Here is a 26220-nt window from a genome sequence, read left to right on the forward strand (position 1 = left end):
GATGGGGGTACATGCAATCTGCTGCCTCGCAGCTTCACCGGAAGCCTGCGAGGCGGTAACCACAATAGGGCCCCATTCCGGCGCCACATGATCACCCTGGCCATGGCGCCCTATCGGACATGAGTTCTGCGATCAGCTTGATGACAAAGACATTCTTTCTCCGCTCTCTCCTCGCCGTGACGGCCTTTCTCGCCGCCGGCCAGGCAGCCTTCGCCCAATCGGCCGAGTGCCAGCGCTTTCGTGCGGAACTGGCGAATCTCGAGCGCAGCGGAGGCGGAGCGCCGACCGGGCAGATGCAGGCCCAGCGGGCGGAGATCAACCGCCTTGTCCGCTATTACAGCTCCATCGGCTGCGAGCGCGGCCCCTTGAGTTTCTTTGCCGGTCCTCCCCCGGCAGAATGTCCCGCCATCGCCGGACAGATCCGCCAGCTCGAGGCCGGCTATGCTCGCCTTGCGCAGCAATCCATCGATCCCGCAGCCGTCGAGGGACGCCGCCGCCAGCTTCAGGCCGCCGTGCAGCAGACCTGCTCCGCCGATCAGCCCCGCGGTTTCTTCGAGTCGCTTTTTGGCCCCCCGCGTGGTCAGCAACAGCAGGAAATCGCCCCCGAAGGCCAGCCGATCATTGCCGATGAGGGATCGCCCTCTCTCGGCGGCGGCCGCTTGATCTGCGTGAAGACCTGCGACGGCTCGTTCTTCCCGCTCACCACCCCGCCCGGCGGCCGGCAGAGCGCGGACGAGATGTGCCAGGCCCTTTGCCCCGGCACGGAAACGACCGCTTTCGCCTATCCCGGCGGCGATGATGGCCTCACCCGCGCGGTTTCCCTTTCCGGCAACCGGGCCTACACGTCCCTCGCCAACGCCTTCAAGTTCCGCAAGACCTTCGACGAGAGCTGCGCCTGCAAGAAGCCCGACGAGAGCTGGGCGGTCGTGCTGCGCAAGGCCGAGAGCATGCTGGAGCAGCGCAAGGGCGATATGATCGTGACCGCCGAGAAGGCCGAGGAATTGTCTCGCCCCAAGGCTGTTCAGGCTCGCAAGGCTGCCGACAAGAAGGCGGACGAGGAAGAGAAGGCCCAGGCCGAGAGCGCCGCCTCCGCCCCGACCGCCGGCAAGGAATCCTCCGGCATCGGCCCGCAATCCATCGAGAACACCCGGATCGTCGGCCAGAACGAAGGCAACCAGCAGGAAGTCGTCGTCGGAAACGGCCAGAAGAAAACCGTCCGCGTGATCGCACCGAACCTCATCCCGGTGCCGAACCCGCAGAACTGACGCGACCGATAAAGCGTTCCTCAGCAACGGGCCCATCAGGGCCCGTTCTCATTCGGGAGAGGGAATTTCAGGCCCTTTCCAAGCATGCTATCAGGCGCCCATGAAACCGCTCGATCATTCGCGAATCCCTGACGCCTCGGGCTCATCGGCCCCGATTATATCGGTCGCAGGTCTCAGCAAAACCTATGCGTCAGGCTTTCAAGCCCTGCGCAGAATCGACCTGGAGATCCGCCGAGGCGAGATCTTCGCCCTTCTCGGCCCCAACGGCGCGGGCAAGACGACGCTGATCAGCATCATCTGTGGCATCGTCAATCCGAGCACCGGCACGGTGACGGCGGACGGGCACGACATCATCCGCGACTATCGCCCTGCCCGCACCAAGATCGGGCTCGTCCCGCAGGAGCTCACGACCGATGCCTTCGAGACCGTATGGGCGACGGTGAATTTCAGCCGGGGCCTTTTCGGCAAGCCGGCGAACCCCGCCTATATCGAGAGCATCCTGAAAGACCTCTCCCTGTGGGAGAAGAAGGACACGAAGATCATGGCGCTCTCCGGCGGCATGAAGCGGCGCGTGATGATCGCCAAGGCGCTTTCGCACGAGCCGAACATCCTCTTCCTCGACGAACCGACGGCGGGCGTCGACGTGGAGCTGCGGCGTGACATGTGGAACATGGTGCGCAAGCTCCGGGAGAATGGCGTCACCATCATCCTCACCACCCATTACATCGAAGAAGCCGAGGAGATGGCGGACCGGATCGGCGTGATCAACAAGGGCGAGATCGTGCTGGTCGAGGACAAGCACGTGCTCATGCAGAAGCTGGGCAAGAAGCAATTGACCCTGCACCTGCAGAGCCCGCTCACTGCGCTCCCCTCCGGCCTGCAATCCGAAAGCCTGCAGCTTTCCCCGGACGGCACGGAACTCGTCTACACCTTTGATACGCAGAGCGATGAGACGGGCATCGCCACGCTGCTGCGACGGCTCAACGAGCACGGCATCGATTTCAAGGATCTGCGCACCTCCGAGTCGTCGCTGGAGGACATCTTCGTCAGCCTGGTGAGGGGGCGCTCGTGAACATCTACGGCATCAAGGCCATCTATCTCTTCGAGATGGAGCGTACCTGGCGCACGCTCATGCAGAGCATCGCCTCGCCCGTGCTATCGACATCGCTCTACTTCATCGTGTTCGGATCGGCCATCGGCTCGCGCATGGCCAATATCGACGGCGTGAGCTACGGCGCCTTCATCGTGCCGGGCCTCATCATGCTCTCGCTGCTGACGGAGAGCATCTCCAATGCGTCCTTCGGCATCTACATGCCGAAATTCACCGGCACGATCTATGAGATCCTTTCCGCGCCGATTTCGGCAGTCGAAACAGTGATCGGATATGTGGGAGCGGCGGCCACGAAGTCGGTGATCATCGGCACCATCATTCTCGTGACGGCACGGCTTTTCGTGGATTTCTCCATTCAGCATCCGGTCTGGATGGTAGCCTTCCTTTTGCTCACTGCCATCACCTTCAGCCTCTTCGGCTTCATCATCGGCGTGTGGGCCGACAGCTTCCAGAAGCTGCAGGTGATCCCGCTGATGATCGTGACTCCGCTCGCCTTCCTCGGCGGCAGCTTCTACTCCATCAACATGCTTCCGCCCTTCTGGCAGAAGATCGCCCTGCTCAACCCTGTGGTCTATCTGGTGAGCGGTTTCCGCTGGAGTTTCTACGGTGTGTCGGACGTCGATGTGGGCATCAGCCTCGGCATGACATTCCTGTTCATGCTGATCTGCCTCGCTGCCGTCTGGTGGATCTTCCGGACGGGCTACAAGATCAAGGCGTAATCAACCTCGATGTCACATTCAGCTCTCGTCCTGAGGCGCAGCCTTCAGGACGAGGTTGGCGTTTCCAGAAAAGAGATGGCCGGGACATCCCGGCCATGAATGGCGTGTTTCAAGCCGCCTGCCCTGCCAAGCGTGCCTTGGCACGCTCAGGCCCGATCAGCGGCAGCAGGTTGCCCAGCTCCGGGCCGTGATCGAGACCGGTCAGCGCAAGGCGCAGCGGCATGAACAGCGCCTTGCCCTTCACCCCGGTCTTTGTCTTCACCGCCTCGGTCCAGGCTTTCCAGGTCGTGGTATCCCAAGGCCCTTCAGGCAGAACTTCGGTGGCCGCGTCGATGAAGGAGCGATCATCGATCACCGGCGCCACTGGACCGCTCACCACCTTCGCCCACTCGGCGACATCCTGCACTTTGGTCAGATTGCCGCGCACGGCATTCCAGAATGCCTCGCCAAGAGCCGCATCAAGCGCAACGAGGCGCTCCCGAACCGTCTCGTAGGGCATCTCATGAATGAGACGCGCATTGAGATGCTCCAGCTCGCTCTCGTCGAACTTCGCGGGCGCGCGGGAGATGTGGGAGAAGTCGATGAGCTTGGCGAGATCGTTCAGGTCGGCAATCGGACGAACGGCCTCCGCCGAACCGACGAGCACAGCAAGAGACGCCACCGCCTGCGGCTCCAGACCCGCGTCACGCAGGCCCTTCACGGAGAGATGCCCTAAGCGCTTGGAGAGCCCTTCGCCGCTTGCAGTAATGAGAAGGCTGTGATGGGCAAAGGTCGGGATGCTCGCACCGAGCGCCTCGAAAATCTGGATCTGCACGGCCGTGTTGGTGACATGATCCTCGCCGCGGATCACATGGGTGATCTTGAGTTCGATGTCGTCCACCACCGATGGCAGCGTGTAGAGATAGGTTCCATCCTCGCGCACCAGCACGGGATCGGAGAGCGAGCTGCAATCCACGTGGCAATCGCCGCGCACGAGGTCCTTCCACGCCACGTTCGTCGGGTCGAGGCGGAAGCGCCAATGGGGCTTGCGTCCCTCAGCCTCCAGCTTCGCTCGCTCCTCATCCGTGAGCTTCAGCGCGGCGCGATCATAGATCGGCGGAAGGCCCCGCGCGAGCTGACGCTTGCGGCGGAAGTCCAGCTCCTCTGGCGTCTCGTAGCAGGCATAGAGACGCCCCATGGCCTTCAGCCGCTCGGCCGCCGCGTCATAGAGCGTGAACCGCTCCGACTGGCGCACGGTGACATCCGGCGGGATGCCAAGCCACTTGAGATCGGTCTCGATGGAATCCGCATATTCCTGCTTCGAGCGTGCCAGATCCGTGTCGTCGAAGCGCAGGATGAAGGTGCCACCTTCCCGACGCGCGAAAAGCGCATTGAGCAGGGCCACGCGGGTATTGCCGATATGGATGTGCCCGGTCGGAGACGGGGCGAAACGTACGATGGGCTTGGACATGGGCCAACCCTATGGCGAAGGGAGCGCGGCGGCGCAAGGGGCCGCGCGCAGGGAAAGATCAAACATCCAGCGAGCCCGTGCGCGGCTTGCCCATTGCACGCTCCAAAGCCTCGTCCTTCTGGTGGGCGACGAGCCCTTGGTCCCGGAAGCGGTTCACGATGGGATAGCGGCGGTCGCGGCCGAAGTTCTTGCGAGTGACCTTCACACCGGGAGCCGATTGCCGACGCTTGTACTCGGCGATGTAGAGCAGACGCTCCACCTTCTTAACCACTTCGAGGTCATAGCCCTTGGCGACGATCTCGGAAACGCGAAGCTCCTGCTCCACGAGGCCGCGCAGGATCTCGTCCAGATCCTCGTAAGGAGGCAGGGAATCCTGATCCTTCTGGTTTTCGCGCAACTCGGCGCTCGGCGCCTTGGTGAGGATGTTTTCAGGGATCACGATGCCGTCCGGTCCTAACGCGCCCTTCGGCTTCCACCGGTTGCGGAGCGCCGACAGGGAAAAGACCTCCATCTTGTAGAGGTCCTTGATCGGATTGAAGCCGCCGTTCATGTCGCCGTAGATCGTGGCATAGCCCACCGACATTTCGGACTTGTTGCCGGTGGTCAGCACCATGGCCCCGAACTTGTTCGAGATCGCCATGAGGATGGTGCCGCGCGCACGGCTCTGGAGGTTCTCCTCCGTGATGTCGCGCTCCTTGCCCTGAAAGATCGGCTGCAGCGCTGCCTCGAAGCCTTCCACGGGGTCTGCGATGGGCAGGATGTCGTAGCGTACGCCGAGGGCGCGAGCGCAATCCTCGGCATCTTTCAAGGACTCGCCGGAGGTATAGCGATAGGGCAGCATCACGCAATGCACGCGGCCTGGGCCCAGCGCATCCACCGCCATGGCGGCGCAGATGGCGGAGTCGATGCCGCCGGAGAGGCCGAGCACCACGCCCGGGAAACGGTTCTTGTCCACGTAGTCGCGCAGGCCGAGCACGCAGGCGGCGTAATCTGCCTCCCTGCCCTCGTCGACCGTGTTCATGGGAGCCTCGCGGCAGACCCAGCCGTTCTCGCCCTTCTCCCAGACGGTCAGGGCGATGGTTTCCTCGAAGGCCGGGAGCTGGCCCGCGAGCGAGCAATCCGCGTTGAGGATGAAGGATGCGCCGTCGAAGACCAGCTCATCCTGCCCGCCGACCAGATTGAGATAGACGAGCGGCAGCCCGCTCTCCGTCACGCGAGAGGTGGCAATGTTGAACCGCTCATCCGTCTTGCCGCGATGATACGGCGAGCCGTTTGGGACCAGCAGCAGCTCCGCGCCTGTCTCGGCCAGGCACTCCACCACGTCTCCCGTCCAGATATCCTCGCAGATCGGGATACCGATGCGGATGCCTCGGAAATTCACCGGGCCCGGCAGCGGACCGGCGTCGAAATTGCGCTTCTCGTCGAACACGTCATAGTTCGGCAGATCCACCTTGTAGCGTATGGTGATCTGGCCTTTATCGAGGAGCGCATAGGCGTTGTAGAGGTCGTCCCCCTCCCGCCACGGCAACCCGATGAGCATGCCCGGGCCGCCATCTTCCGTCTCGTGGGCGAGACGTTCGAGGGCTGCGCGGCACACATCCTGGAAAGCGGGTTTGAGCACGAGGTCCTCGGCGGGATAGGCCGCGAGGAACTGCTCCGGAAACATGATGAGGTCGGCACCGAGGCGAGCGGCCTCGGCACGGGCGTCGCGAGCCTTCTGCTCGTTTCCGGCGACGTCTCCGACGATGGGATTGAGCTGTGCGAGAGCGATCTTGAGAATGTTCTGAGCCATGGCACCCGCAGAATTAGCGCGCTGTCGGGTGCGCAGCAATGATTCCCGCGCGCTTTCCCTATCCCTTTCATAAGCAGAGACGCAGTCGGGACCATGGAGCTCTTTCAACTCAAGCTTTGTTGGAACCCGTAATAGTCCAGTTCGTTGTCCCAGCACGAAATATATGGGAGACTGACATGTTGAAAGGTGGCCTGCTTTGGCTCATCGGCATTCCGCTGCCGATCATTCTTATTCTCTTCTTCATGGGCTGGCTGAGCTAAGCCCCAATACGAGTAGAGTTGCGTATGCGTAAAGCAAAAGGGGCGCTTGATGCGCCCCTTTTCTTTGTTCTTCGAACCTTTACTCAGCAGCCAGGGCAGCGGGCCGTTCCCTAGATTGACGCTCGCGCTTGATCAACTCTGAAGTCAGGAACGCGATCTCCAGTGCCTGCTCCGCATTGAGGCGCGGGTCGCAATAGGTATGGTAGCGGTCCGAGAGGTCCGCATCGGTGAGTGCGCGGGCGCCGCCGGTGCATTCCGTCACATTCTTGCCCGTCATCTCCAAGTGGATGCCGCCGGCATGAGTGCCTTCGGCCTGATGGATGGCGAAGAAGTCCCGCACCTCGCCCATGACACGCTCGAACGGACGCGTCTTGAAGCCGGAGGCGGCTTTGATCGTGTTGCCGTGCATCGGATCGCATGACCACACCACCGTGCGGCCTTCCTTCTGCACCGCGCGGATCAGGGCCGGCAGGTGATCGGCCACCTTGTCCGCGCCGAAGCGGCAGATCAGGGTGAGACGGCCCGCCTCGTCCTCGGGGTTGAGGGTGTCGATGAGCTTCAGGAGGTTGTCCGCCGTGAGCGACGGGCCGCACTTGAGGCCGATCGGGTTCTTGATGCCGCGCATGTATTCCACATGGGCATGATCGAGCTGGCGGGTACGGTCGCCGATCCAGACCATGTGGCCGGAGGTGGCGTACCAGTCACCGGTGGTGGAATCCACGCGGGTCATGGCTTCTTCGTAGCCGAGGAGCAAAGCCTCGTGGCTGGTGTAGAAATCCGTCGAGCGCATCTCGGGATGCGTCTCGGGATCGATGCCGATGGCCCGCATGAAGTTGAGGCTCTCGGTAATGCGCTCGGCCAGCTCGCTGTAACGCGAGGATTGCGGCGAATCCTTTACGAAACCCAGCATCCAGCGATGGGCGTTCTCGAGATTCGCATAGCCGCCGGTCGCGAAGGCGCGGATCAGGTTCAGGGTCGCGGCCGACTGGCGATAGGCCATGAGCTGGCGGCGCGGATCGGGCGTGCGGGCCTCGGGCGTAAAAGCGATGTCGCTGATGATGTCGCCGCGATAGCTCGGAAGCTCCACGCCGTCGATGGTTTCGGTCGGGGCCGAACGCGGCTTGGCGAACTGGCCGGCCACACGGCCGATCTTCACCACGGGCGAACCACCCGCATAGGTAAGCACCACGGCCATCTGTAGGAACAGGCGGAAAAAATCGCGGATATTGTCGGCGGAATGCTCGGCGAAGCTCTCGGCGCAGTCGCCGCCCTGGAGCAGGAACGCCTCCCCCTTGGCCACCTTCGCCAGATCGCGCTTCAGCTTGCGGGCCTCGCCTGCAAAAACGAGCGGGGGAAAGCCTGCGAGCTGCTGCTCGACGCTTTCAAGCGCCTCTTGGTCCGGAAATGCCGGAACCTGCTGGATCGGCTTGTTTCTCCAGCTGTCGGGCGTCCACCGCTCAGTCATGACACTTACTCCCGTGTCGTTTGTATCCTCTCGTGCACCGCAACAAGCGGCACGAAAGCGCACCTATACACGACATAAACAAAAAGGCGAGTGCCGAATGGCCGCGTCCTTTTGGAACTGAATATCACCCGACAGCCACCGGCTTCTTCATCACCAGCGGCGTACGCATGGTCACCAATTCTTCGGCGGCAGTCGGATGGACCGCCACGGTACGGTCGAAATCGGCCTTGGTCGCCCCCATGGTGACGGCGACGCCTGCGAGCTGGATCATCTCGCCCGCATCGTGCCCCATGATATGGACCCCGACGACCTTGTCGCTGGCCTTGTCGACGATGAGCTTCATGAGAACCCGCTCGGAACCGCCCGACAGGGTCGCCTTCATGGGCCGGAAGGTGGTCCGGTAGACGTCGACATCTCCATAGATGGTCCGGGCGGCATTCTCGCCGCAGCCGATCACGCCGATCTCGGGCGTGGAGAACACTGCCGTGGGTATCAGGTCGTGATCCACGATGGTGGGCTTAGCCCCGAAGACCGTGTCGGCGAAGGCGTGGCCCTCGCGAATAGCGATGGGCGTGAGGTTCGCCCGGTTGGTCACGTCGCCGACCGCATAGATCGAGGGCGTCAGCGTCTGAGAGTAGGCGTCGACCGGGATCGCCCCCACCTCGTCGACCGTGACCCCGGCCTTCTCTAAACCAAGTCCCTTCGTATTCGGACGCCGTCCTGTCGCGACGAGCACCTGATCGACGGTCATGACGGAGCCATCGGAGAGGGTCGCGGCGATGCCGTCCGCTGTCTTGTCGAGGCGCGCCAGGGTTTTTTGAAGCGCCAGGTTCACCCCGCGCTGAGCATAGGCCTCGCCCAGCGCATCGCGGATATCCTCATCAAAGCCACGCAGGAGCTTGTCGCCTCGGTGAACCAGCGTCACCTGACTGCCGAGGCCTGCGAAGACGCCGGCGAACTCCACGGCGATGTAGCCGCCACCGACCACCATGATGCGCTTCGGCAGCGTTTCGAGGTGGAAGACCTCGTTGGAGGTGATGCCGAGTTCGCCGCCCGGGATAGGCGGATCCATGGTCGGATGAGCCCCGACCGCCACGAGGATATAGCGGGCTCGGATGCGGGCGCCCGTGTTGAGGATGTGGACCGTATGAGCATCCTCGATCACGGCGCGGCTGTTGAGGATTTCAACGCCGGCCTTCTCGAGGTTCGCCCGGTAGATTCCTTCCAGCCGGTCGATTTCCGTGTCCTTGTTGCGGATCAGGGTCGCCCAATCGAAGGTCGGCTCGCCCACATTCCAACCGAAGCCCGCCGCATCGTGAAAATCGTCTGCGAAGCGGCTGGCATAGACCATCAGCTTTTTGGGAACGCAGCCCCGGATCACGCAGGTGCCGCCGACCCGGTACTCCTCCGCGACCATCACCTTCGCGCCGTAACCGGCTGCGATGCGCGCGGCCCGCACGCCGCCCGACCCTGCTCCGATGACAAAGAGGTCGACATCGAACTGGGTCATTGCGTGGTCTCCGTTTGAATTCGTCTGACTGCCTGCATCCATATAAGGGCTGCGCCGAGAGATGCAGCCCACCACCCCTGCCAAGCCCCGTGACCCACGAGGGACACCGGTACGATTCCAGCAAGCAGTGCTAGGGAAGCGCTACGGATCAAATGGGGTAGATGCCAAATGGCCCGTAAGCTCAGAAAGGCGATGACGAGAAAGAGCAGAGCGCCTACGGCCCCAAGCTCAACCCAGATCTGCAGGACAGCATTGTGAGGATGCCCGATGTTGAGCATCGGCTGATGCTCTACCGGCACTTTCGCGGCAACCTTCGTATCGGGCATGCGCGGGCTCACGCCGAAGCCGGTGCCCAGAAGCGGCTCTTCCCGGACCACGGCACCGAAGCTCTGCCACAGCTCCACCCTCTCCTTGGAATGGCCGGTGGCAAGCATCCGGTGCATCTCGGGGGTCATGAATTTTGCCGAGAGCGCTCCGATCAGGGGAGATAGTGACACAGCCGCAAGGAACGCAGCTACCGCCAGAACAAAGGTCAGGCGTGGGGCAAGCCACGCGATCGGAAAGACCAGGCAGACGATGGCAAGAGCCAGCACCGCGGCATCGCTTTCAGACTGGATCGCCACAGCCCCGAGAAACAGGAGCAGCAGCAGGCCATAGACCCCGCCGTTCCTCTTCGTGCTCAGCAACCAGGCCGTCAGGGGCAAGGCCAGCATGAGAAGTGTCAGGACTGGCCGGTTGAAGATGTATGGATCGGAGCGCACGCCCAGAGTCTTGCGCAGGATCATGCCGGTTTGGAGCTCGACGATGATGATGAGCCCGGCGAGCGTGAAGGTTCCAACCAGAAAACCGAACATCCGCGGCGTCAGGCGCTGGGGTAAGGTCAGTGCCAGTACGACACTGGCGGCAATCGGCAGCCAGAATTCACCGAAGGCCCGTATGGAGACGATCTTGAACTCGCTCCACCCTATGGAGATGAGGCACCAGCCGAAGAAAGCGAGAACGGCAATTCCCAATGGCGCGGTCAATGCCGAAGAAACATCACTCCAGAAAGACCGGGCCCTGCCCTCCAGCCTTGCCGCGAGCAGACAGAGAACAGCGCTCAGGACGATGAAGAGCGGACTTGATCGGTGGGCTATTGCCATTCCCAGGGGCATCACGACAAGGCTCACCATGGCGGCGCGCCAGAATCCTTCGGCTAGGCGCTGCCGCGAGATGGTCGTGGTGGGGAGGGAGGATGCCATAAGGACTGAGCTTCGATTAAAATCTTTCGAAGCTCCCTTACGCCAAGGTTCAACAGCGATAAAGAACTCAAGCGCTTGCCCCTTGGGAAAACCGCCATTACGGTCTGCGACACCACGTCCTGACGTGACGTAAGTCTCATGGAGGAAACATAAATGAGCCAATTCCGCAAAAGCCTATGGCGCGGCGCCCTTGCTGCGGCAGCCGTTGCAGGCTTCGTGACATCGGCGGCAGCCCAGATGGAACTGAAGATCATGGCCCCGGCGGCACCGGGCGGAGGCTGGGACCAGACCGCCCGCTCCATGCAGCAGGCTTTCACTCAGGCCGGAATCGCCAAGAGCGTGCAGGTCACCAACGTACCCGGCGCAGGCGGCTCCATCGGCATTGCCCAGCTGGTCAACAATTCCAAGGGCGACGGCAACCAGCTCATGGTCATGGGCTATGTGATGGTGGGCGCGCTGCTCACCAACAAGTCTCCGATCACTCTCGATCAGACCACCCCCATCGCCCGCCTGACGACGGAATATGAAGCCATCGTCGTTCCCGCCGATTCTCCGATCAAGAACGCCAAGGACCTGGCTGCCGCTATCAAGGCGGACCCGGCGAAGGTCACCTGGGCAGGTGGCTCGGCAGGCGGCGTCGACCACATCGCCGCGGCGCTCTTCGCCAAGGCTGCTGGCGCCGATCCGACCAAGATCAACTACATCCCGTTCTCCGGCGGCGGTGAGGCCCTCGCGGCCATCCTCGGCGGCAAGGTGACGGCGGGCATTTCCGGCTACGGCGAGTTCGAGAGCCAGGTGAAGGCCGGCAAGCTGCGCCTCATCGGCCTGACCTCGGCGACCAAGACGGCGAATGTGGACGTGCCTTCCATCAAGGAACAGGGCATTGACCTCGAGATCGCCAACTGGCGCGCGGTCGTCGCTCCTCCCGGCATTTCCGCCGATCAGAAGAAAGCCCTGACGGAAGCCGTCGACAAGCTGGCCAAGTCCAAGGAATGGCAGGAAATCCTGAAGGCCAAGGGTTGGGAGGATGCTTACGTGTCGGGTGACGCCTTCACGAAGATCCTCAACGACGAGATCGCCCGTACCAAGGAAGTCCTGACCGCCGTAGGTCTGGTGAAGTCTTAATTTTCAAGATAAATCCCATTGGAAGCGCCGCGTTCTTCCGGAGCGCGGCGCTTCTTTTTAGGACATCCCATGAGCACAAACTCGCAGCGGCGCATCGACGTGGCAGGCTTTGCCATCGCGCTCCTTCTTCTCGCTCTCGCCGGGCTCGTCTGGTGGGACATGAGCAAGCTCCAGATTCTCTCCCCCTACGACCTCGGTCCGAAGGTCATGCCGATCGTCGTTTCCATCGGCCTCGTTCTGCTTGCCATCGGCAACGGCATCTCCGCCCTCCGTGGCGACCTGCCAGAGCGAGAGAGCCTGGATTGGAAGCCCATCGTCCTGATCTTCAGCGGCCTTGCGATCCTCATCACCTTCATCGCTCTCGGCTGGGGCTTCATGATCGGAACCGCGATTCTGTTCGCGGCAACCTCGACGGCCTTTGGCCGCCGCGCTTTCCTTGTGGACCTGCTGATCGGAGCCGGCCTCGCCGTGCTCGTTTATCTGCTCCTCGGAAAGCTCCTGACCCTGTCCCTGCCCGCAGGGCCGATTGAAAAACTGTTCTGAGGCCAGACATGGAAGCCTTCTACTCGCTCGCCAACGGCCTGACTGTCGCAATCCAGCCGATGAATCTGCTGTTCGCCCTCATCGGCGTTCTCCTCGGCACCGCTGTCGGCGTGCTGCCCGGCATTGGCCCGGCTTTGACCGTGGCGCTGCTCCTGCCGATCACCTTCAAGCTCGATCCGGCAGGCTCCATCATCATGTTCGCCGGCATCTATTACGGCGGCATGTATGGCGGCTCGACCACCGCGATCCTCATCAACACGCCGGGCGAGAGCGCCTCCATGGCGACGGCTCTGGAAGGCAACAAGATGGCCAAGGCCGGGCGCGGCGGACCCGCGCTCGCGACCTCCGCCATCGGGTCCTTCGTGGCAGGCACCATCGCGACCCTGGGCTTGACCTTCCTGGCTCCGTATCTGGTGGATATTGCCGTCAGCTTCGGGCCTGAGGATTACTTCGCCCTCATGTGCGTGGCTTTCGTCACGGTGTCGGCCACCTTCGGCGACTCGCCGGTCCGTGGTCTCACGAGCCTTTTCATCGGCCTGACGCTCGGGCTCGTGGGCATCGACATCCTCTCGGGCCAGTCCCGCCTGAGCTTCGGCATTCCGGAGCTTTACGATAATATCGAGGTCACGACTCTGGCCGTCGGCCTCTTTGCGATCGGCGAGGCTCTCTATGTGGCCTCCCGCCGCCACATCCAGGAGGAGAAGCTGGAGCCGGTGCGCGGCTCCCTCTGGATGACCAAGGAGGATTGGAAGCGCTCCTGGAAACCCTGGCTGCGCGGCACGGCCTTCGGCTTCCCCATCGGAGCCCTTCCGGCAGGCGGTGCGGAGATCCCCACATTCCTGTCCTACTCGACCGAAAGGCGCCTGACCAAGCATCCGGAGGAGTTCGGCCACGGCGCCATCGAAGGCGTGGCAGGCCCTGAGGCTGCCAATAATGCCTCGGCAGCCGGCACCCTCGTGCCGCTTCTGACCCTCGGCCTGCCTACCTCGGCAACCGCAGCAATGCTGCTGGCGGGTTTCCAGCAATACGGCCTCAATCCCGGCCCGCTGCTGTTCGCCGACCAGCCCAACCTCGTCTGGGGCCTGATCGCCAGCCTCTTCATCGCTAACGCCATGCTGCTGGTGCTGAATCTGCCTCTGGTCGGCCTGTGGGTGCGCCTGCTCGCGATTCCGCAGCCCTGGCTCTATGCGGGCATCCTGGTCTTCGCCACCATCGGCACCATCGCGGCTAACCCCTCGCCGGTGGAGCTCATCATGCTGACGGTGTTCGGTGTCCTCGGCTTCCTCATGCGGCGCTTCGACTTCCCCATCGCGCCGGTGGTAGTGGGCCTCATCCTGGGTCCTATCGCGGAGAGCCAGCTGCGGCGCGCCCTGTCGATCAGCCTCGGCGACCCAATGGTGCTCCTGCAAAGCCCGATCTCGGCAACGCTGCTCGCCATCGCGCTCATCGCCCTCGTCCTCCCCTTCGTCATGAAGGGAATGGGCCGCTTCAAGGCGGTCGAGGACTAAACCCAACGAAAAGGCCCGGGAGACCGGGCCTTTTTGCTTCTCAGGAACTGGCCTCTCACGATGAGAAGGCGGCCAGCTTTCCGAATTGTTCGGCGAGCAGATAGTAAACGGTCACCCGGTTCTTGCTTCGATCGCCTTTCAGCTTCTCGCCGACTGCCGCGATCGCCTTGTCCAATTCGGCATCGGAGGCGGTCAGGCCGAGCTTCTTCTTCAGGAAGCCGTCGCGAACTCTGATCAACTCATCCCGGTCGGAGAAGGACACCAGGGCCGAGTCCCTCTTCTGAAGGGCAATTCCCAGATATCGCACGATACCTGCAATCGCTTTGTCGTCTGCGCTCGGAGCATATTTCTTGACGTCGACCGCCCAGTCTTCGCTCATGGAAGCCTCCTTGAAGGTCATCGCGGCAAATGGGTCACGAACAAGAAGGCTAAGGCCAGGCCAAGCTCCGACAAGAGCGATACTCCTAAAGAATAAAGCCCGGCGAACCGGGCTTTATTCTTACCGTCGATCCTTGCCGATCAGTTCAGCGAATGACCGCGCTTGCCCATTTCCTCACGGGCGCGGGACATGATGAACTCCGAAGTCCGCTGCGACCAGATATCCATCTCGCGCACGACGTTGTCGAGCACGCCGGGCTGAACCTGCACGTATTTCTGGCCCACGGCCGACTTATAGAAGGTTGCGACCTCGTTCAGCTCCGCCTCGGTCATGGTCGTAGCCAGCACGCGCGCGGTCGCATCGATCAGCTCCTGCTTCTTCTGCTCGACCTCGGGGCGAAGCGCAGTCACGACCGCGTCCAGGTCCTTCTGGATTTCAGGGCTCGTGACGCTCATCCGCTGCAGGCGGCTGAGAAGCGGCCCGACCAGCGCGTCGAAGGCGCCCGTCATGCCGGAGCTGATGGCAACTTCGCGCGCGGCGGCCAGATGGCCGGCGCTCGGCTGTGCCTGCGCGAAGACAGGGCTTGCCAGCATGAACAGCGCGACGGAGGTCGCAGCTAGGCGTGAAGCGGAACGGATCATAGAAGGGACTCCAATCGTGAAAGGCTGAGGTCAGAGCTGACCGAGTTCGACAAGCCCCTCCCCGGTCGCGAGGATCGCGCCGGAAGCGAGGCCGATAAAGAGACCGTGCTCGACGACCCCGGGAATATTGTTGAGCGTCGAGGCGAGAACGTTAGGTTTGTCGATGCGCCCGAGATGGGCATCGAGAATGAAGTGACCGCCATCGGTGACATATGGCGCCCCATCGGCAGCGCGGCGCAGGCGCAGCTCGCCCTTCATGCTGAGGCTTTCCAGCAACTTACCGATAGCCCGCTCTGTCGCCGTGAGCCCGAAGGGGACGACTTCGATGGGCAGCGGAAACTTGCCGAGCTTCGCGACGCGCTTAGAGCCGTCCGCAATCACGACCATGCGCGCGCTGGCCGATGCAACGATCTTCTCACGCAGCAATGCGCCGCCGCCGCCTTTCACAAGGCGCAGGTCGTCATCGAGTTCGTCGGCGCCGTCGACCGTCAGGTCGAGTTCCGGCATTTCGTCGAGGGTCGCGAGCGGGATCCCCTCGCGTTGGGCCTGCTCGCGGGTCGCCTCGGAGGTCGGCACGCCCACGACCTTCAGGCCGCCGCGCACGCGCTCGCCGATGACAGCCACGAAATGCGCCGCCGTCGAACCGGTGCCGAGGCCAAGCCTCATGCCGTCGGTTACGAGTTGGGCTGCCCTTTCGGCCGCTGCACGCTTGAGATTGTCGCTCACTGAGGACCTCTAAAATGTCGCCCCAACCGAAAGGCAGGTCGCAGCCCGCCTCTAGCATGTAGGGATGTTGAAAAGAAAGATGGTTTCATATTCGTCCGGGCATCGAGCCCGAAATGGAAACCGTTTTGGGATCCATTGGATGCCCTTTCTAGGGTAGCGCAGCGTTGAGCGTGAAAACGGGATCCACTTTTCCACACGCCGCGCCAGGGCAGAAAGCTCCAAGCCAGGGTTATGGACGCTGGGGGGAGGCCCCCGTTCCCGAGCCCGCACCCGGTGTCGCAGCCTCAGGGACGATCGTGGACGCGGACGTCGAGGGCCTCGCCTGCGGCGTGCAGACGACCTGCTGGTCGAATACGTAGCAGATGCTCATGTCGCCGGTACGGAAATTGACCCGAAACACGCCGCCCTCACGCTCGTGACGGGATGCGACGAGCCCGTATTCCCCAGGCTGCTGGGGGCCCGCCCCTTCGCCGGGGCTGAAGCAGAGGGTGACACCGATGGTGCCCTCCTGCAGCCCGTACTGGCAGGAGCTGACCTCGCCGGTGACGCGATCGATCCTATAAATACGGTTCAGGTCCGTTTGCGGCGCTGGCACGAAATCGTACGAGGCCGCCAGGACCGAACCCGACATGCCCACAAAGGCCAAGGCCGTCGATACAAACGCAGCGTAACCAAAAAGCCGCATTCATCACTCCATTACGGTTAAGAACGAATCAACCGGGAGCACCATATCATCCCCTCCGCTTGATTCCCTTGATTTGAGCAGCAGCAGGTACCCGAGCTTCATGGTCATTCATACCCCGCAAATCGCCCCGCCTATCGCCGTCTTCGATCTTGACGGCACCCTGGCCGATACGGCCGGCGATCTGGTGGGGACGCTCAACGTCATTCTGGAGCAGGAGGGCCTCGCCTCACTGCCGGTCGAACAGGCGCGCGACATGATCGGCGCGGGGGCAAGGGCCCTGATCGAACGCGGCTTCGAAGCAGCGAGGAAGGAACTGGCTCCCGCTCATCTCGATGCGCTCTTCAAGCAGTTCATGGTGCATTACAGCGAGAATATCTGCATCAGGACCCAACTCTTTCCCGGGGTGATCGAGGCGCTGGATCGGCTTGAAGCGGCCGGTTTCATTCTCGCGGTCTGCACCAACAAGATCGAGGAGCACTCGGTCAGGTTGCTCGACGCTCTTGGGATCAGCCATCGCTTCGCGGCCAATTGCGGTCGTGACACCTTTGCTTATTTCAAGCCCGACCCGCGGCACCTGACCCTGACGATCGCGCGGGCTGGGGGCGATCCGTCCCGGGCGGTGATGGTCGGGGATTCACGCACTGACATCGTAACCGCGCAGAATGCCGGAATTCCGTCGATTGCCGTTCCCTTCGGCTACACGGACGTGCCGGTGCAGAGCCTGAACCCGGATATCGTAATCGACCATTTCGATGAGCTGTTCGCTGCGGTCGAGGCGCTGATGAAGCCGATTGCGGCTTGAGCGCATGAATGCGCCTTGCGCCCACTCTTGCGAACGCACCCCATGAAACTGGACTGTCAGGAAGGAATGGTGGGCGCGACAGGGATTGAACCTGTGACCCTTCGCGTGTGAAGCGAATGCTCTCCCGCTGAGCTACGCGCCCTGACCAGCGCCTTCTAATGGCGTCATGGGCTCTGCGTCAAGCCACGAAGTCGAGAACGGCACGAAGATTTTTTCAACGGCAATTGCGGCAGCATGGCTTTAACCGCTCGGTTACGACGTGGCGAAATGGTGGCATCTCTGGGCTAGGATTTTATAGCAAATCCCTGATAAAGGTCGGATCCGAAACGCGGCCATATGCGTTCAACGATCACAAACCCGCCACCAAACTTGTTCATTTCGAGGCAATTATGGGACGCACGCGCGCACCCCTCTTCGGTCTTGCCTGCGCCTTCGTCGCTCTGGCGACCCCGGCTGCGGCATTTACGGCAATCGATCCCCTCACCCGCCAGCCCCTCTATCAGGCTGAAGACCAGAGCGTGAGAGCCCAGGCATCGCCTGTTCCGCGCGAAGTCGTGTCCTTCAGCGGCCGCTATGCTCCCGGCACTATTGTGGTTTCCACCTCCGAGCGCCGCCTTTACTACGTGATGGGCGACGGCAAGGCCCTGCGCTATGGCGTCGGCGTAGGACGCCCGGGCTTCACCTGGGGCGGCTCGAACACGATTACCATGAAGCGCGAATGGCCGGATTGGCGCCCCCCGGCCGCAATGCTCAAGCGCCGTCCCGATCTGCCCCGCTACATGAAAGGCGGCCCCGACAATCCCCTCGGCGCCCGCGCCATGTATATCGGCAGCACGATCTATCGCATCCATGGATCGAACGAGCCCGAGACCATAGGCGAGGCCGTCTCCTCAGGGTGCATCCGCATGACTAACGAGGACGTGATCGACCTCTACAACCGCGCCAAAGTCGGTGCGCGAGTGATCGTTCAGCGCTGAGACGCACCCCTGCTAAGATGATGGAAGGCCGGCAAATGCCGGCCTTTTTCCATTGCGTTCAGCGCAGTCCCTCGCGCGATAGACCTTTGGATGCAAGCTCGTCGAGATAGGCCTGCCACTTCTCCTCGTAACCGGCCCCAAGTTCGTAGAGATAGTTCCAGCCATAAATGCCCGTATCGTGCAGATCGTCGAAGACAAGCCTGACGGCATAATTCCCGACCGGCTCGACGCCGATGATCTCTACGCTTTTCTTGCCTGGCACCGTTTTGCGCTCGGACGGGCCATGACCCTGCACTTCCGCCGAAGGACTCGTCACGCGCAAATACTCTGCCGGAAGGTCGAAGGCTGCTCCGTCGTCGAATGCGATGCGCAGGCTGCGCCTGTCCTTGGCAAGGCGCAGTTCCGTGGGCCAGCGCTCTGTCGTCATGAATAGGACCTCTTCCCGGCTTTGAGGTTTGACTGAAGCTCTCTACATATGAAGTCTAAACCAACCCTTCGCACGCAACCACCGAGGATCAGCCCCCGATGGAGGGATCAACGATCAGGTTTCCGACGCCTTCCTCCGGCTCCCCCCTGCTGGACCCGTTTGGGCGCGCGATCACTTATCTGCGCATTTCGGTGACCGACCGCTGCGATTTCCGCTGCGTCTATTGCATGTCCGAGGACATGTCCTTCCTGCCCAAGCGCGACCTGCTCAGCCTCGAAGAGCTCGACCGGGTCTGCACCGCCTTCGTCGAGCAGGGCGTGCGCAAGCTGCGCATCACCGGCGGAGAGCCCCTCGTGCGCCGCGACATCATGAGCCTGTTCCGCTCGCTCTCACGCCACCTCGACACCGGCGCCCTCGACGAGCTCACCGTCACCACCAACGGCTCGCAGCTCGCGCGCTTCGCACAGGAGCTGGCCGCCTGCGGCGTGAGGCGCGTGAATGTTTCCATCGATACCCTCGATCCCGACAAGTTCCGCCGGATCACCCGCTGGGGCGATCTGTCCAAGGTGTTGCAGGGACTGGACGCCGCCCAGGCCGCCGGCCTGAAGGTGAAGATCAACGCCGTCGCGCTGAAAGATGTGAACGAGGACGAGATCGAGAGCCTCATGCACTGGGCCCATGGGCGCGGCATGGACCTGACGCTGATCGAGGTGATGCCGCTCGGCGAGATCGACGGGCTGCGCGTCGACCAGTATCTGCCGCTGTCAACCGTGAGGCAGCGCCTCGAGGCGCGCTACACGCTGCACGATCTTCCCGACCGCACCGGAGGCCCGGCACGCTATGTGCAGGTGGCCGAAACCGGCGGCAGGCTCGGCTTCATCACGCCGCTGACGCATAATTTCTGCGAGAGCTGCAACCGGGTGCGCCTGACCTGCACCGGCCAGCTCTTCATGTGCCTGGGCCAGGAGGATGCAGCGGATCTGCGCGCGCCTGTCCGTGCCTCGCAGGACAATGCATTGCTCGTGCAGGCCATCAACGAGGCCATTGCCCGCAAGCCCAAAGGGCATGACTTCATCATTGACCGCAACCATGCCCGACCCGCCGTCGGACGGCACATGAGCATGACAGGCGGGTAACCGCTCTACATTTCAGCAGTGATAATACTGAGCTTTCGGACAATTGACTGTTTAAGATTTTCAAGTGATATCAGCACTGAACAAACAGGCTGAAGAACTGTGAACGCGTTTGCTACGGGGCGGAATCTCTTATTACTTGCGAGCCTCCTGGCAGCCCTCGCAACTCCTGTAGCCTTTGCGCAGGACACGGTGCCGATCCAGAAGCCTGCAATTCGCGTCGCAATCGAGGGAGCCTATCCTCCCTTCAACCAGATCGATCCGGCAACCAACGAACTTCAGGGCTTCGAGGTCGATCTTCTGAAGCGTCTCTGCGAGGTGATGGAATCCTCATGCGAGATCGTCCAGCATGAATGGGACGGGATCATCAAGGGCCTGATCAATCGCGAATACGATGCGATCATGTCCTCTCTGGAGATCACGGAGAAACGCCAGAAGAGGATCTCATTCTCCGATCCTTATTATCGCATCCCCGCCGTCTTCATCGGCTCCAGGGAAATGAAGAGCGGAGAGGTAACCCCGCAGGCCCTGGCAGGAAAGAAGATCGGCACCATAGAACGCAGCGATCACGAGACCTATCTCAGAACCTTCTATACGAACTCAGAGATAGCTCCCTACGCCAAGGCCGACGAGGCCAATCTCGATCTGCTCGTGGGGCGCCTCGATGCCGTGTTCGGAGACGAACTCCTGCTTTCCAGATTCCTGCAGAGCCGCGAGGGCGAGTGCTGCCATGTGCTGGGCGATGCGCCCGCCGATCCGGCCTATCGCCGCGAAGTTTACGGCATCGGGCTTCGTAAAGACGACGAAGCCCTGCGCGAAAGATTCAATCGCGCCATCGCGCAGGTGAAAGCGGACGGAACTTACGACCGGATCCGCGCCAAGTATTTTTCCTTCGATATCAAATAGACTCGTTTGACCCCTGCCCTCACTGTTCCTACAACCAAAGGAACAGTATGGGAGCGGACGATGGCGAAGGTTGCCTTTCTGGGTCTTGGCGTGATGGGATATCCCATGGCGCGGCATCTCGCGGCCAAGGGCCATGAGGTGACGGTCTATAATCGCACGGCGGAAAAAGCCGACAAATGGGTATCCGAAAATGGTGGCCGCGCCGCCCGGACCCCGCGCGAGGCAGCGCAGGGCCAGGAGATCGTGTTCGCCTGTGTAGGCAACGACGACGATCTGCGCCAAGTCACCATCGGTGAGGATGGCGCGTTCCACGGCATGGACAAAGGCGCCATCTTCGTCGATCACACCACCGCCTCGGCGGAAGTGGCCCGCGAATTGTATGCTGCCGCCAAGACCAAAGGCTTCGCCTTCGTCGACGCGCCGGTCTCCGGCGGTCAGGCCGGAGCCGAGAATGGCGTGCTGACGGTAATGTGCGGTGGCGATGCGGATGCCTATGCCAAAGCCGAGCCGGCGATCATGAGCTTCGCGCGCGCCTGCCGCCTCATGGGCGAAACCGGTGCGGGCCAACTCACCAAAATGATCAATCAGATCTGCATTGCAGGGCTTGTCCAAGGCCTGGCGGAAGGCATCCACTTCGGCAAGCGTGCAGGTCTCGACATCGAGGCTGTGCTCGACGTGATTTCGAAAGGTGCCGCTGGCTCCTGGCAGATGGAAAACCGCGGCAAGACGATGAATCAGGGCAAGTTCGATTTCGGCTTCGCCGTGGACTGGATGCGCAAGGATCTTTCCATCGTCCTCAACGAAGCCCGCAAGAGCGGCGCGAGCGTGCCTGTCACGGCTCTGGTCGATCAATTCTATGCCGACATCCAGAAGATGGGTGGCAACCGCTGGGACACGTCGAGCCTCATCGCGCGCCTCGAAAAGTAAGCGAAGGCTTTTCAGCCCTGAACGTGAAAGCGCCGGAGCTTTTCAGGCTCCGGCGCTTTTTATTTGCTCATTCCGGCCTGCAAGGGCGTCCAGGCGGACATTGCGGGCGCTGGTTGGGGGCCTGCGGGGAAGCCCGCTGCGGCTGCGGCTGCGGAGCGGATCGGGCCGCCGGAGCCATAGGCTGCGGCCTCGCCTGAGGCGACGGCCTGAACTCCGGCACAGGACGCGGCTGCATCGCGGGGCGTGCCTGCTGCGGCATCGGCTGAGGCATCGGACGCGGCTGCATCGGTCGGGCTTCGGGCGAGGAGAACCTCGGACGTGCCTCCGGCGACGGGCTCGGCCGCGCGGGCTGCGCTGCAGGATTCACCGGACGGGGACGCTCCTCCTCGATACGGGGACGTTGAGGACGTGGAACCGCCTGACGGCTCTCTTCTGGGGGACGCGCACGCGGCGCACCTGGACCGTCAAATCCCATAGCGGGCCTTTGCGGGCGCATGCTGGGCGGCGGATCCCGATCCGCCGCGGGACGCTGGAAACGCGGCGCAGGACGCTCTCCATCCGCGCTCGGTCTCTGCACGCTTGGCGCGGGCTGGACAGACTGTGGCCGAACGGTAGGCTGCCGATCCGGCGGCAGTCTCACCTGCCCCGGCTCAGGGCGAGCGGGCGCGGGAGATTGAGGGCGCGCCCCGGGGGCCGTGACCGGCGGCATCGGGCGGCTCGGCAGTCGCGGCGGCTGCGTCCGAGGACCGGGTGCTTGCGGGCTCACAACCGGAGGATGGGACGGGACGGAGATCGGCACCGGCTGCGCCGTCAGGCCGGGCTGGCGCGGGATCGCCGGATCGGGCCGCTGAGGGCGTAGCCGGGGTTCATTGGGACGGCCGACAAATGGTTCGCGGATCGGCGGACGGGCGACCGGAATGGCAACCGGCCCGCGCGGCGTCACAGGCGCGATGGGCTCGTAGTACGAGCGCGGCGGGCGAGCATAGCGCGGCACCGGGAAAGGAGCCGGGATCGGCAGCACACCGACCAGGATCGGAGGCGGAGGCGGTTCGCGAATGATCTCCACGAATTCCACATCCTCCTCGTAATCCGGCAGCAGATAGATCGGTGGGGGCGGCGGAGGCGGGGCATCGCGGATGATCGTCACCACTTCGACCACCTCGATTCGCTCCACGCCCGGAAGCGGAGGCGGCAGATCCTCATAGACGATCTCCTCGAAGGCCGGTGGCGGAGCGACGGGGGCGGAAAGGCGCGCAAGCTTGCGCCGGCTATCGGCGGCGTGAGGGCCGTTCGGATAGCGGCGCAGATAGGTCCAGTAGGCTTCGCTCGTGTTGCGTCGAACGGTTTGACGCCAGACGACAGCCTCGCGGCGCGCGGCCAGCAGAGCCGACACACGGCGGGAGAGGGGATGATCGGGATAGCGGCGCAGGAAGGCTTGATAATCCTGGATCGTGTCGCGTTCGACGGCGATGTTGTAGGCCTCCTCGGCAGGCACATCCTCGATGCGACGGACCTGACGAACCGGAGGCGCGACAGCAGAGGCCGATTCCGTGGGTTCGAAGAACACGAAGGGAGCATTGCCGAGATTGGCCATGTGCCAAGGCGTCTGCAATCCCTTGGTCGTCTCGTGCGTACGCAGGCGAACGCGGTTGAACACCTCATCCACCGGCACGCCCGGCTGGCGGATCGTCTCGGCGAGAGCGGTCGCATAATGACCGTAAGGTCCGGGTGCATCGCCGGTCGTGATGTTCGGAGCCGAGGAGAACGCGATCAGGAAGCCGGACGGCGGCTCCACGAGGGCAAGACCGCGGGCGATGGGCTCGCTTCCCGCAGGCATTGCATAATCGCGCGCCATGTCTGCCACGACGATGCGGACCTGCGCCGGAGTGCGTTCCAGGGACCGGACCAGATCCGACAGGCGAAAGCCCTCAATGGGCACGTCCACATCGCGCTGAATGCGAGCGTCGACCGGCAGGAGGTAGTTCTCGCCTTCGAGCTGAATGCCGTAACCCGAGAGATAGACCATCACGGCGCCGTCGCTCTCGAGCGTCTGGGCCTTATCCAGGAAATCGCGCACGACGCTGCGCAGATCGTTGGCGTTGAGATCCCGCCCCTGAACGACTTCGAACCCGGCGCTGGTGAGCGTCTGCGCAATCAAGCCCGCATCGTTGGCGGCGGTGGCAAGCACGCGCCCGTCATAGGCGCTCTGGCCGATCACCAGCGCGAGCCGCTGCTGGGCGGAAGCAGCCGACATTGTCCCGGCAAAAGCCGTCAAGACGAAAACAGCAAAAACGATAGCACGTTTCATGTGGTGCACGGTACGCGGACCTTCCCTCGCCCGAGAACCGGGCATTTCACGCCAGAGGTAAGGTGATACAGTTGAACGCCCCGTGAACAAAGGGGAACGCGCGGTTGCTCAGCGCCGAGTCATGGTGAGGTAAACGATGAAGCCGCCGATCCCGAGGGCGAGCAGCATGAGAACCATCTCCCGGGCCTCGCCGGTGAATGCAGCGTCCCGATACATTTCGGACAACTTTTGAGCATGTTCCGGGTCGCGGCCCATGAACAAGGCGATCACGATAGCCAAAGTCGCGAGAATGAGAATCCAGGGAAGACGGCGCATGGTTTAACCTCTTATCGTCCTTCGAAGCGGGGAGCGCGCTTCTCGCGGAAGGATGTGATGCCCTCCATGAAATCCCGGCTGAAGCCTGCTTCCCGCTGTAACTTGGCCTCCAAATCGAGCTGCGCCTGTAAGTCGTTGGAGAGGCTCTGCGCCACGGCCTGCTTGGTCAGCCGCTGGGCGAGACCAGGGCCGGCGGCGATGCCGGCTGCAAACCCCGCTACATCCACCGGGAAGGAGCCGTCGTCGAAGACCTTGAAGATCAGTCCCATGCGTTGCGCCTCCTCCGCAGAAACGGGTTCGGCTGTGAGCATGAGCGCCAGCGCCAGCTTGGGACCGACAAGTCGGGGCAGGATCCAGGTTCCGCCCGCGTCCGGCACGAGAGCGATCCTCGCGAAGGCCTCCTGCAGATAGGCGGAGCGCGCAGCCACGACGATGTCGCAGGCGAGCGCGATGTTCATGGACGCGCCGACCGCCGGTCCGTTGAGCGCGGCGATGGTGATCTTGGGATAATTGGCGAGCTTGAGGACAAGCGGATTGTAGTCGCGGGCCAACGGCGGCCCGAGATCGATGCGGCCCTGCTCGTCCTGTGGCAGGTTCTCCGTAAGATCCTGGCCCGAGGAAAAGGCCCTGCCCTCACCCGTCAGCACCACCACGCGCACAGCCTCGTCCTGCTCGCACTTGTCGAGCGCCTCACGCAATTCGGCATGCATGGTGCCGTTCAGAGCGTTCAGCTTGTCGGGGCGGGCCAGCGCGATCGTCGCGACGGCCCCTTCAACGGTGCAGCGCAGGGTCGTGGGACTCATGACTCAAGCTCCTCAATGGTCGAGCTTGAACATAGAGCGGATTTCGGACCGAAGAACAGGCAAAAGCTCCTCTTCAAACCAGGAATTGGTCTTCAGCCACCCGTTGTTGCGCCAGGATGGATGAGGCAGCGGCAGGATACGGGGCTTTTGCGGGCCGGAGAGAATCTCCCGCCAACGGCGCACGGTGCTCGTCAGCCCATCGCGAAAACCGTCGCAGAGATGCCAGGCCTGAGCATATTGGCCGATGAGGAGAACAAGTTCGAGATCGGGCAGCGCCTGAAACAAGGGCTGCCGCCAAGCCTCGGCGCATTCGCGGCGCGGGCCGAGATCGCCACCCTTGGCGTCCTGCCCGGGAAAACAGGAACCCATGGGCACTATGGCAACCTTGGAGGCATCGTAGAACGTGGCCTTGTCGAGCCCCAGCCATTCACGCAGACGCGTTCCCGAGCGATCATCGAACGGAACGCCGCTGGCATGCGCCCGGGTACCGGGAGCCTGGCTTGCGATGCAAAGACGCGCGGAAATGCTGCCCTGGATGATGGGGCGCGGCTCATGCGGCAGTGCCGAGCCGTATCGCGGCTCATCCCGGCAGATCCGGCAGGCGCGAAGCTGCCGGGCAAGGTCATCGAAATCGGAGGAAGGCATGCTCTTCAGATAGGAATGCTGGCGCATGTTGGCGACGCGCCGAGACGTCACACCAAGGCCTAGCCCCGAGAGCGACGCCAATCCTGTGGGCGCTCGAACTCACCCGACCAGAGCCCCACAGAGCGGCTCTGCGCGCGCATTTCCTGAAGATCGTAATCGCGCCCATACGAGACGGCCCAGCCGTCCTCAACCATGCGGGCTCCGATATCGCTGCCTTTCACGGTGCAGCGCGCGAGAATGCGCTGATACCGGTCACGGCCCGCAGCCCGGCATTGCACGTTCTCGCCGGAGACCATGTCGATGAGCGCCCGTCTCGCCATGTCGCCGCAGCGATAAGAGCGTCCTGCGCGGGAACAGGTCTGCTCCATCTCCGGTGCGTCGATACCCTTGAGGCGGATCCTGGCTTCGCCGATGCGGATCGTATCGCCGTCGGTGACCTGGGCGCGGCCTTCCAAGCTCCGCTCGTTCGGCTTCAGCACGACGACCGATCCGGCGGCGAGCGCCAGCGCGATGACGAGGGATTGAAGGCCCTTCGCTTTAGAGCGGCGCCGGCGCAT

General features: G+C 62.8%; 26 protein-coding genes and 1 tRNA gene. 11 read left to right on the top strand and 16 right to left on the bottom strand.

What is annotated here, in order from left to right:
- Positions 1–140: 140 nt before the first annotated feature.
- The 3 genes from BLP10_RS01840 to BLP10_RS01850 all read left to right on the top strand — a co-directional run bounded on the left by BLP10_RS01840 (position 141) and on the right by BLP10_RS01850 (position 3095).
- On the top strand, positions 141–1265 hold the full coding sequence (locus BLP10_RS01840; RefSeq protein ID WP_175493733.1) for a DUF2865 domain-containing protein: 1125 nt from the start codon (positions 141–143) through the stop codon (positions 1263–1265).
- Between the two features lie 100 nt (positions 1266–1365).
- A complete protein-coding gene (locus BLP10_RS01845; RefSeq protein WP_091128890.1) occupies positions 1366–2337 on the top strand; it encodes an ABC transporter ATP-binding protein in 972 nt (323 codons plus the stop codon).
- Positions 2334–3095, top strand: coding sequence for an ABC transporter permease (locus BLP10_RS01850; protein WP_091128894.1), 762 nt, complete (start codon positions 2334–2336; stop codon positions 3093–3095). Before BLP10_RS01845 ends, BLP10_RS01850 begins: the two co-directional genes overlap by 4 nt.
- 109 nt (positions 3096–3204) lie before the next feature.
- Here BLP10_RS01850 and gltX read toward each other — a convergent pair whose 3' ends face one another.
- From gltX to BLP10_RS01875, 5 genes are all read right to left on the bottom strand, one after another.
- A complete protein-coding gene (gene gltX, locus BLP10_RS01855) occupies positions 3205–4545 on the bottom strand; it encodes a glutamate--tRNA ligase (protein WP_091128898.1) in 1341 nt (446 codons plus the stop codon).
- Positions 4546–4603: 58 nt separating this feature from the next.
- On the bottom strand, positions 4604–6337 hold the full coding sequence (locus tag BLP10_RS01860; RefSeq protein WP_091130051.1) for an NAD+ synthase: 1734 nt from the start codon (positions 6335–6337) through the stop codon (positions 4604–4606).
- 339 nt (positions 6338–6676) lie between these two features.
- Entirely contained in the window at positions 6677–8062 is a 1386-nt protein-coding gene (locus BLP10_RS01865; RefSeq protein ID WP_091128901.1) for a class II 3-deoxy-7-phosphoheptulonate synthase, read from the bottom strand.
- A gap of 124 nt (positions 8063–8186) precedes the next feature.
- On the bottom strand, positions 8187–9572 hold the full coding sequence (gene gor, locus BLP10_RS01870) for a glutathione-disulfide reductase (protein WP_091128905.1): 1386 nt from the start codon (positions 9570–9572) through the stop codon (positions 8187–8189).
- The gene (locus tag BLP10_RS01875; protein WP_091128908.1) at positions 9569–10813 is read right to left on the bottom strand and encodes an O-antigen ligase family protein; all 1245 of its coding nucleotides are present in this window, start codon (positions 10811–10813) and stop codon (positions 9569–9571) included. The genes gor and BLP10_RS01875 overlap by 4 nt, the downstream gene beginning before the upstream one ends.
- 153 nt (positions 10814–10966) lie before the next feature.
- Here BLP10_RS01875 and BLP10_RS01880 point away from each other — a divergent pair, with 153 nt between their 5' ends.
- From BLP10_RS01880 to BLP10_RS01890, 3 genes are all read left to right on the top strand, one after another.
- A complete protein-coding gene (locus BLP10_RS01880; RefSeq protein WP_091128911.1) occupies positions 10967–11938 on the top strand; it encodes a Bug family tripartite tricarboxylate transporter substrate binding protein in 972 nt (323 codons plus the stop codon).
- 69 nt (positions 11939–12007) lie between these two features.
- Positions 12008–12481, top strand: coding sequence for a tripartite tricarboxylate transporter TctB family protein (locus BLP10_RS01885; protein WP_091128914.1), 474 nt, complete (start codon positions 12008–12010; stop codon positions 12479–12481).
- Positions 12482–12489: 8 nt separating this feature from the next.
- On the top strand, positions 12490–13989 hold the full coding sequence (locus BLP10_RS01890) for a tripartite tricarboxylate transporter permease (RefSeq protein ID WP_091128916.1): 1500 nt from the start codon (positions 12490–12492) through the stop codon (positions 13987–13989).
- A gap of 55 nt (positions 13990–14044) precedes the next feature.
- Here the strand turns inward: BLP10_RS01890 and BLP10_RS01895 are convergent, their stop codons facing one another.
- The 4 genes from BLP10_RS01895 to BLP10_RS01910 form a co-directional block, all read right to left on the bottom strand.
- On the bottom strand, positions 14045–14368 hold the full coding sequence (locus BLP10_RS01895) for a DUF2853 family protein (RefSeq protein ID WP_091128919.1): 324 nt from the start codon (positions 14366–14368) through the stop codon (positions 14045–14047).
- 140 nt (positions 14369–14508) lie between these two features.
- A complete protein-coding gene (locus BLP10_RS01900; protein ID WP_091128922.1) occupies positions 14509–15009 on the bottom strand; it encodes a DUF2059 domain-containing protein in 501 nt (166 codons plus the stop codon).
- A gap of 30 nt (positions 15010–15039) precedes the next feature.
- Positions 15040–15735 (bottom strand): ribose-5-phosphate isomerase RpiA, encoded by a 696-nt coding sequence (rpiA, locus tag BLP10_RS01905; protein ID WP_091128926.1) that lies wholly within the window; start codon positions 15733–15735, stop codon positions 15040–15042.
- Positions 15736–15964: 229 nt separating this feature from the next.
- Positions 15965–16420, bottom strand: coding sequence for a hypothetical protein (locus tag BLP10_RS01910; protein ID WP_091128929.1), 456 nt, complete (start codon positions 16418–16420; stop codon positions 15965–15967).
- A 100-nt stretch (positions 16421–16520) separates the two neighbouring features.
- Here BLP10_RS01910 and BLP10_RS01915 point away from each other — a divergent pair, with 100 nt between their 5' ends.
- Entirely contained in the window at positions 16521–17222 is a 702-nt protein-coding gene (locus BLP10_RS01915) for an HAD family hydrolase (protein WP_091128933.1), read from the top strand.
- A 67-nt stretch (positions 17223–17289) separates the two neighbouring features.
- On the opposite strand, the gene BLP10_RS01920 is transcribed toward BLP10_RS01915, so the two are convergent.
- A tRNA-Val gene (locus BLP10_RS01920) sits at positions 17290–17364 on the bottom strand.
- A gap of 247 nt (positions 17365–17611) precedes the next feature.
- Between BLP10_RS01920 and BLP10_RS01925 the strand changes: the two genes are divergently transcribed.
- Positions 17612–18199 carry a L,D-transpeptidase gene (locus tag BLP10_RS01925; RefSeq protein ID WP_091128936.1) on the top strand — a complete coding sequence of 196 codons (588 nt, stop codon included), beginning with the start codon at positions 17612–17614 and terminating at the stop codon, positions 18197–18199.
- 58 nt (positions 18200–18257) lie between these two features.
- Here the strand turns inward: BLP10_RS01925 and BLP10_RS01930 are convergent, their stop codons facing one another.
- On the bottom strand, positions 18258–18626 hold the full coding sequence (locus BLP10_RS01930) for a gamma-butyrobetaine hydroxylase family protein (RefSeq protein ID WP_091128939.1): 369 nt from the start codon (positions 18624–18626) through the stop codon (positions 18258–18260).
- 98 nt (positions 18627–18724) lie between these two features.
- On the opposite strand from BLP10_RS01930, the gene moaA reads away from it, so the two are divergent.
- From moaA to BLP10_RS01945, 3 genes are all read left to right on the top strand, one after another.
- On the top strand, positions 18725–19762 hold the full coding sequence (gene moaA / locus BLP10_RS01935; RefSeq protein WP_091128945.1) for a GTP 3',8-cyclase MoaA: 1038 nt from the start codon (positions 18725–18727) through the stop codon (positions 19760–19762).
- 99 nt (positions 19763–19861) lie between these two features.
- Positions 19862–20665 (top strand): ABC transporter substrate-binding protein, encoded by an 804-nt coding sequence (locus BLP10_RS01940; RefSeq protein WP_091128948.1) that lies wholly within the window; start codon positions 19862–19864, stop codon positions 20663–20665.
- Positions 20666–20725: 60 nt separating this feature from the next.
- The gene (locus BLP10_RS01945; protein ID WP_091128951.1) at positions 20726–21592 is read left to right on the top strand and encodes an NAD(P)-dependent oxidoreductase; all 867 of its coding nucleotides are present in this window, start codon (positions 20726–20728) and stop codon (positions 21590–21592) included.
- A 67-nt stretch (positions 21593–21659) separates the two neighbouring features.
- Here the strand turns inward: BLP10_RS01945 and BLP10_RS01950 are convergent, their stop codons facing one another.
- From BLP10_RS01950 to BLP10_RS01970, 5 genes are all read right to left on the bottom strand, one after another.
- Positions 21660–23900 (bottom strand): caspase family protein, encoded by a 2241-nt coding sequence (locus tag BLP10_RS01950; protein WP_175493734.1) that lies wholly within the window; start codon positions 23898–23900, stop codon positions 21660–21662.
- A 108-nt stretch (positions 23901–24008) separates the two neighbouring features.
- Positions 24009–24215: a hypothetical protein gene (locus tag BLP10_RS01955; RefSeq protein WP_091128960.1), complete on the bottom strand. Its 207-nt coding sequence runs from the start codon at positions 24213–24215 to the stop codon at positions 24009–24011.
- Positions 24216–24226: 11 nt separating this feature from the next.
- Complete coding sequence (locus tag BLP10_RS01960; RefSeq protein WP_091128963.1) at positions 24227–25018, bottom strand: enoyl-CoA hydratase-related protein; 792 nt, start codon at positions 25016–25018, stop codon at positions 24227–24229.
- A 12-nt stretch (positions 25019–25030) separates the two neighbouring features.
- Positions 25031–25663: a uracil-DNA glycosylase family protein gene (locus tag BLP10_RS01965; protein WP_091130054.1), complete on the bottom strand. Its 633-nt coding sequence runs from the start codon at positions 25661–25663 to the stop codon at positions 25031–25033.
- Between the two features lie 59 nt (positions 25664–25722).
- Entirely contained in the window at positions 25723–26220 is a 498-nt protein-coding gene (locus BLP10_RS01970; protein WP_091128967.1) for a thermonuclease family protein, read from the bottom strand.

The organism is Microvirga guangxiensis, from assembly GCF_900102135.1.
Taxonomy (GTDB): Bacteria; Pseudomonadota; Alphaproteobacteria; order Rhizobiales; family Beijerinckiaceae; genus Microvirga; species Microvirga guangxiensis.

Bases quoted from the DNA above. Each gene is read 5' to 3' on its own strand.
- BLP10_RS01840 (WP_175493733.1), top strand. From the start codon at position 141: ATGACAAAGACATTCTTTCTCCGCTCTCTCCTCGCCGTGACGGCCTTT.
- BLP10_RS01845 (WP_091128890.1), top strand. From the start codon at position 1,366: ATGAAACCGCTCGATCATTCGCGAATCCCTGACGCCTCGGGCTCATCG.
- gltX (WP_091128898.1), bottom strand. From the start codon at position 4,545: ATGTCCAAGCCCATCGTACGTTTCGCCCCGTCTCCGACCGGGCACATC.
- BLP10_RS01860 (WP_091130051.1), bottom strand. From the start codon at position 6,337: ATGGCTCAGAACATTCTCAAGATCGCTCTCGCACAGCTCAATCCCATC.
- BLP10_RS01865 (WP_091128901.1), bottom strand. From the start codon at position 8,062: ATGACTGAGCGGTGGACGCCCGACAGCTGGAGAAACAAGCCGATCCAG.
- gor (WP_091128905.1), bottom strand. From the start codon at position 9,572: ATGACCCAGTTCGATGTCGACCTCTTTGTCATCGGAGCAGGGTCGGGC.
- BLP10_RS01875 (WP_091128908.1), bottom strand. From the start codon at position 10,813: ATGGCATCCTCCCTCCCCACCACGACCATCTCGCGGCAGCGCCTAGCC.
- BLP10_RS01880 (WP_091128911.1), top strand. From the start codon at position 10,967: ATGAGCCAATTCCGCAAAAGCCTATGGCGCGGCGCCCTTGCTGCGGCA.
- BLP10_RS01885 (WP_091128914.1), top strand. From the start codon at position 12,008: ATGAGCACAAACTCGCAGCGGCGCATCGACGTGGCAGGCTTTGCCATC.
- BLP10_RS01890 (WP_091128916.1), top strand. From the start codon at position 12,490: ATGGAAGCCTTCTACTCGCTCGCCAACGGCCTGACTGTCGCAATCCAG.
- BLP10_RS01895 (WP_091128919.1), bottom strand. From the start codon at position 14,368: ATGAGCGAAGACTGGGCGGTCGACGTCAAGAAATATGCTCCGAGCGCA.
- BLP10_RS01900 (WP_091128922.1), bottom strand. From the start codon at position 15,009: ATGATCCGTTCCGCTTCACGCCTAGCTGCGACCTCCGTCGCGCTGTTC.
- BLP10_RS01910 (WP_091128929.1), bottom strand. From the start codon at position 16,420: ATGCGGCTTTTTGGTTACGCTGCGTTTGTATCGACGGCCTTGGCCTTT.
- BLP10_RS01915 (WP_091128933.1), top strand. From the start codon at position 16,521: ATGGTCATTCATACCCCGCAAATCGCCCCGCCTATCGCCGTCTTCGAT.
- BLP10_RS01925 (WP_091128936.1), top strand. From the start codon at position 17,612: ATGGGACGCACGCGCGCACCCCTCTTCGGTCTTGCCTGCGCCTTCGTC.
- BLP10_RS01930 (WP_091128939.1), bottom strand. From the start codon at position 18,626: ATGACGACAGAGCGCTGGCCCACGGAACTGCGCCTTGCCAAGGACAGG.
- moaA (WP_091128945.1), top strand. From the start codon at position 18,725: ATGGAGGGATCAACGATCAGGTTTCCGACGCCTTCCTCCGGCTCCCCC.
- BLP10_RS01945 (WP_091128951.1), top strand. From the start codon at position 20,726: ATGGCGAAGGTTGCCTTTCTGGGTCTTGGCGTGATGGGATATCCCATG.
- BLP10_RS01950 (WP_175493734.1), bottom strand. From the start codon at position 23,900: ATGAAACGTGCTATCGTTTTTGCTGTTTTCGTCTTGACGGCTTTTGCC.
- BLP10_RS01955 (WP_091128960.1), bottom strand. From the start codon at position 24,215: ATGCGCCGTCTTCCCTGGATTCTCATTCTCGCGACTTTGGCTATCGTG.
- BLP10_RS01960 (WP_091128963.1), bottom strand. From the start codon at position 25,018: ATGAGTCCCACGACCCTGCGCTGCACCGTTGAAGGGGCCGTCGCGACG.
- BLP10_RS01965 (WP_091130054.1), bottom strand. From the start codon at position 25,663: ATGCCTTCCTCCGATTTCGATGACCTTGCCCGGCAGCTTCGCGCCTGC.
- BLP10_RS01970 (WP_091128967.1), bottom strand. From the start codon at position 26,220: ATGCGCCGGCGCCGCTCTAAAGCGAAGGGCCTTCAATCCCTCGTCATC.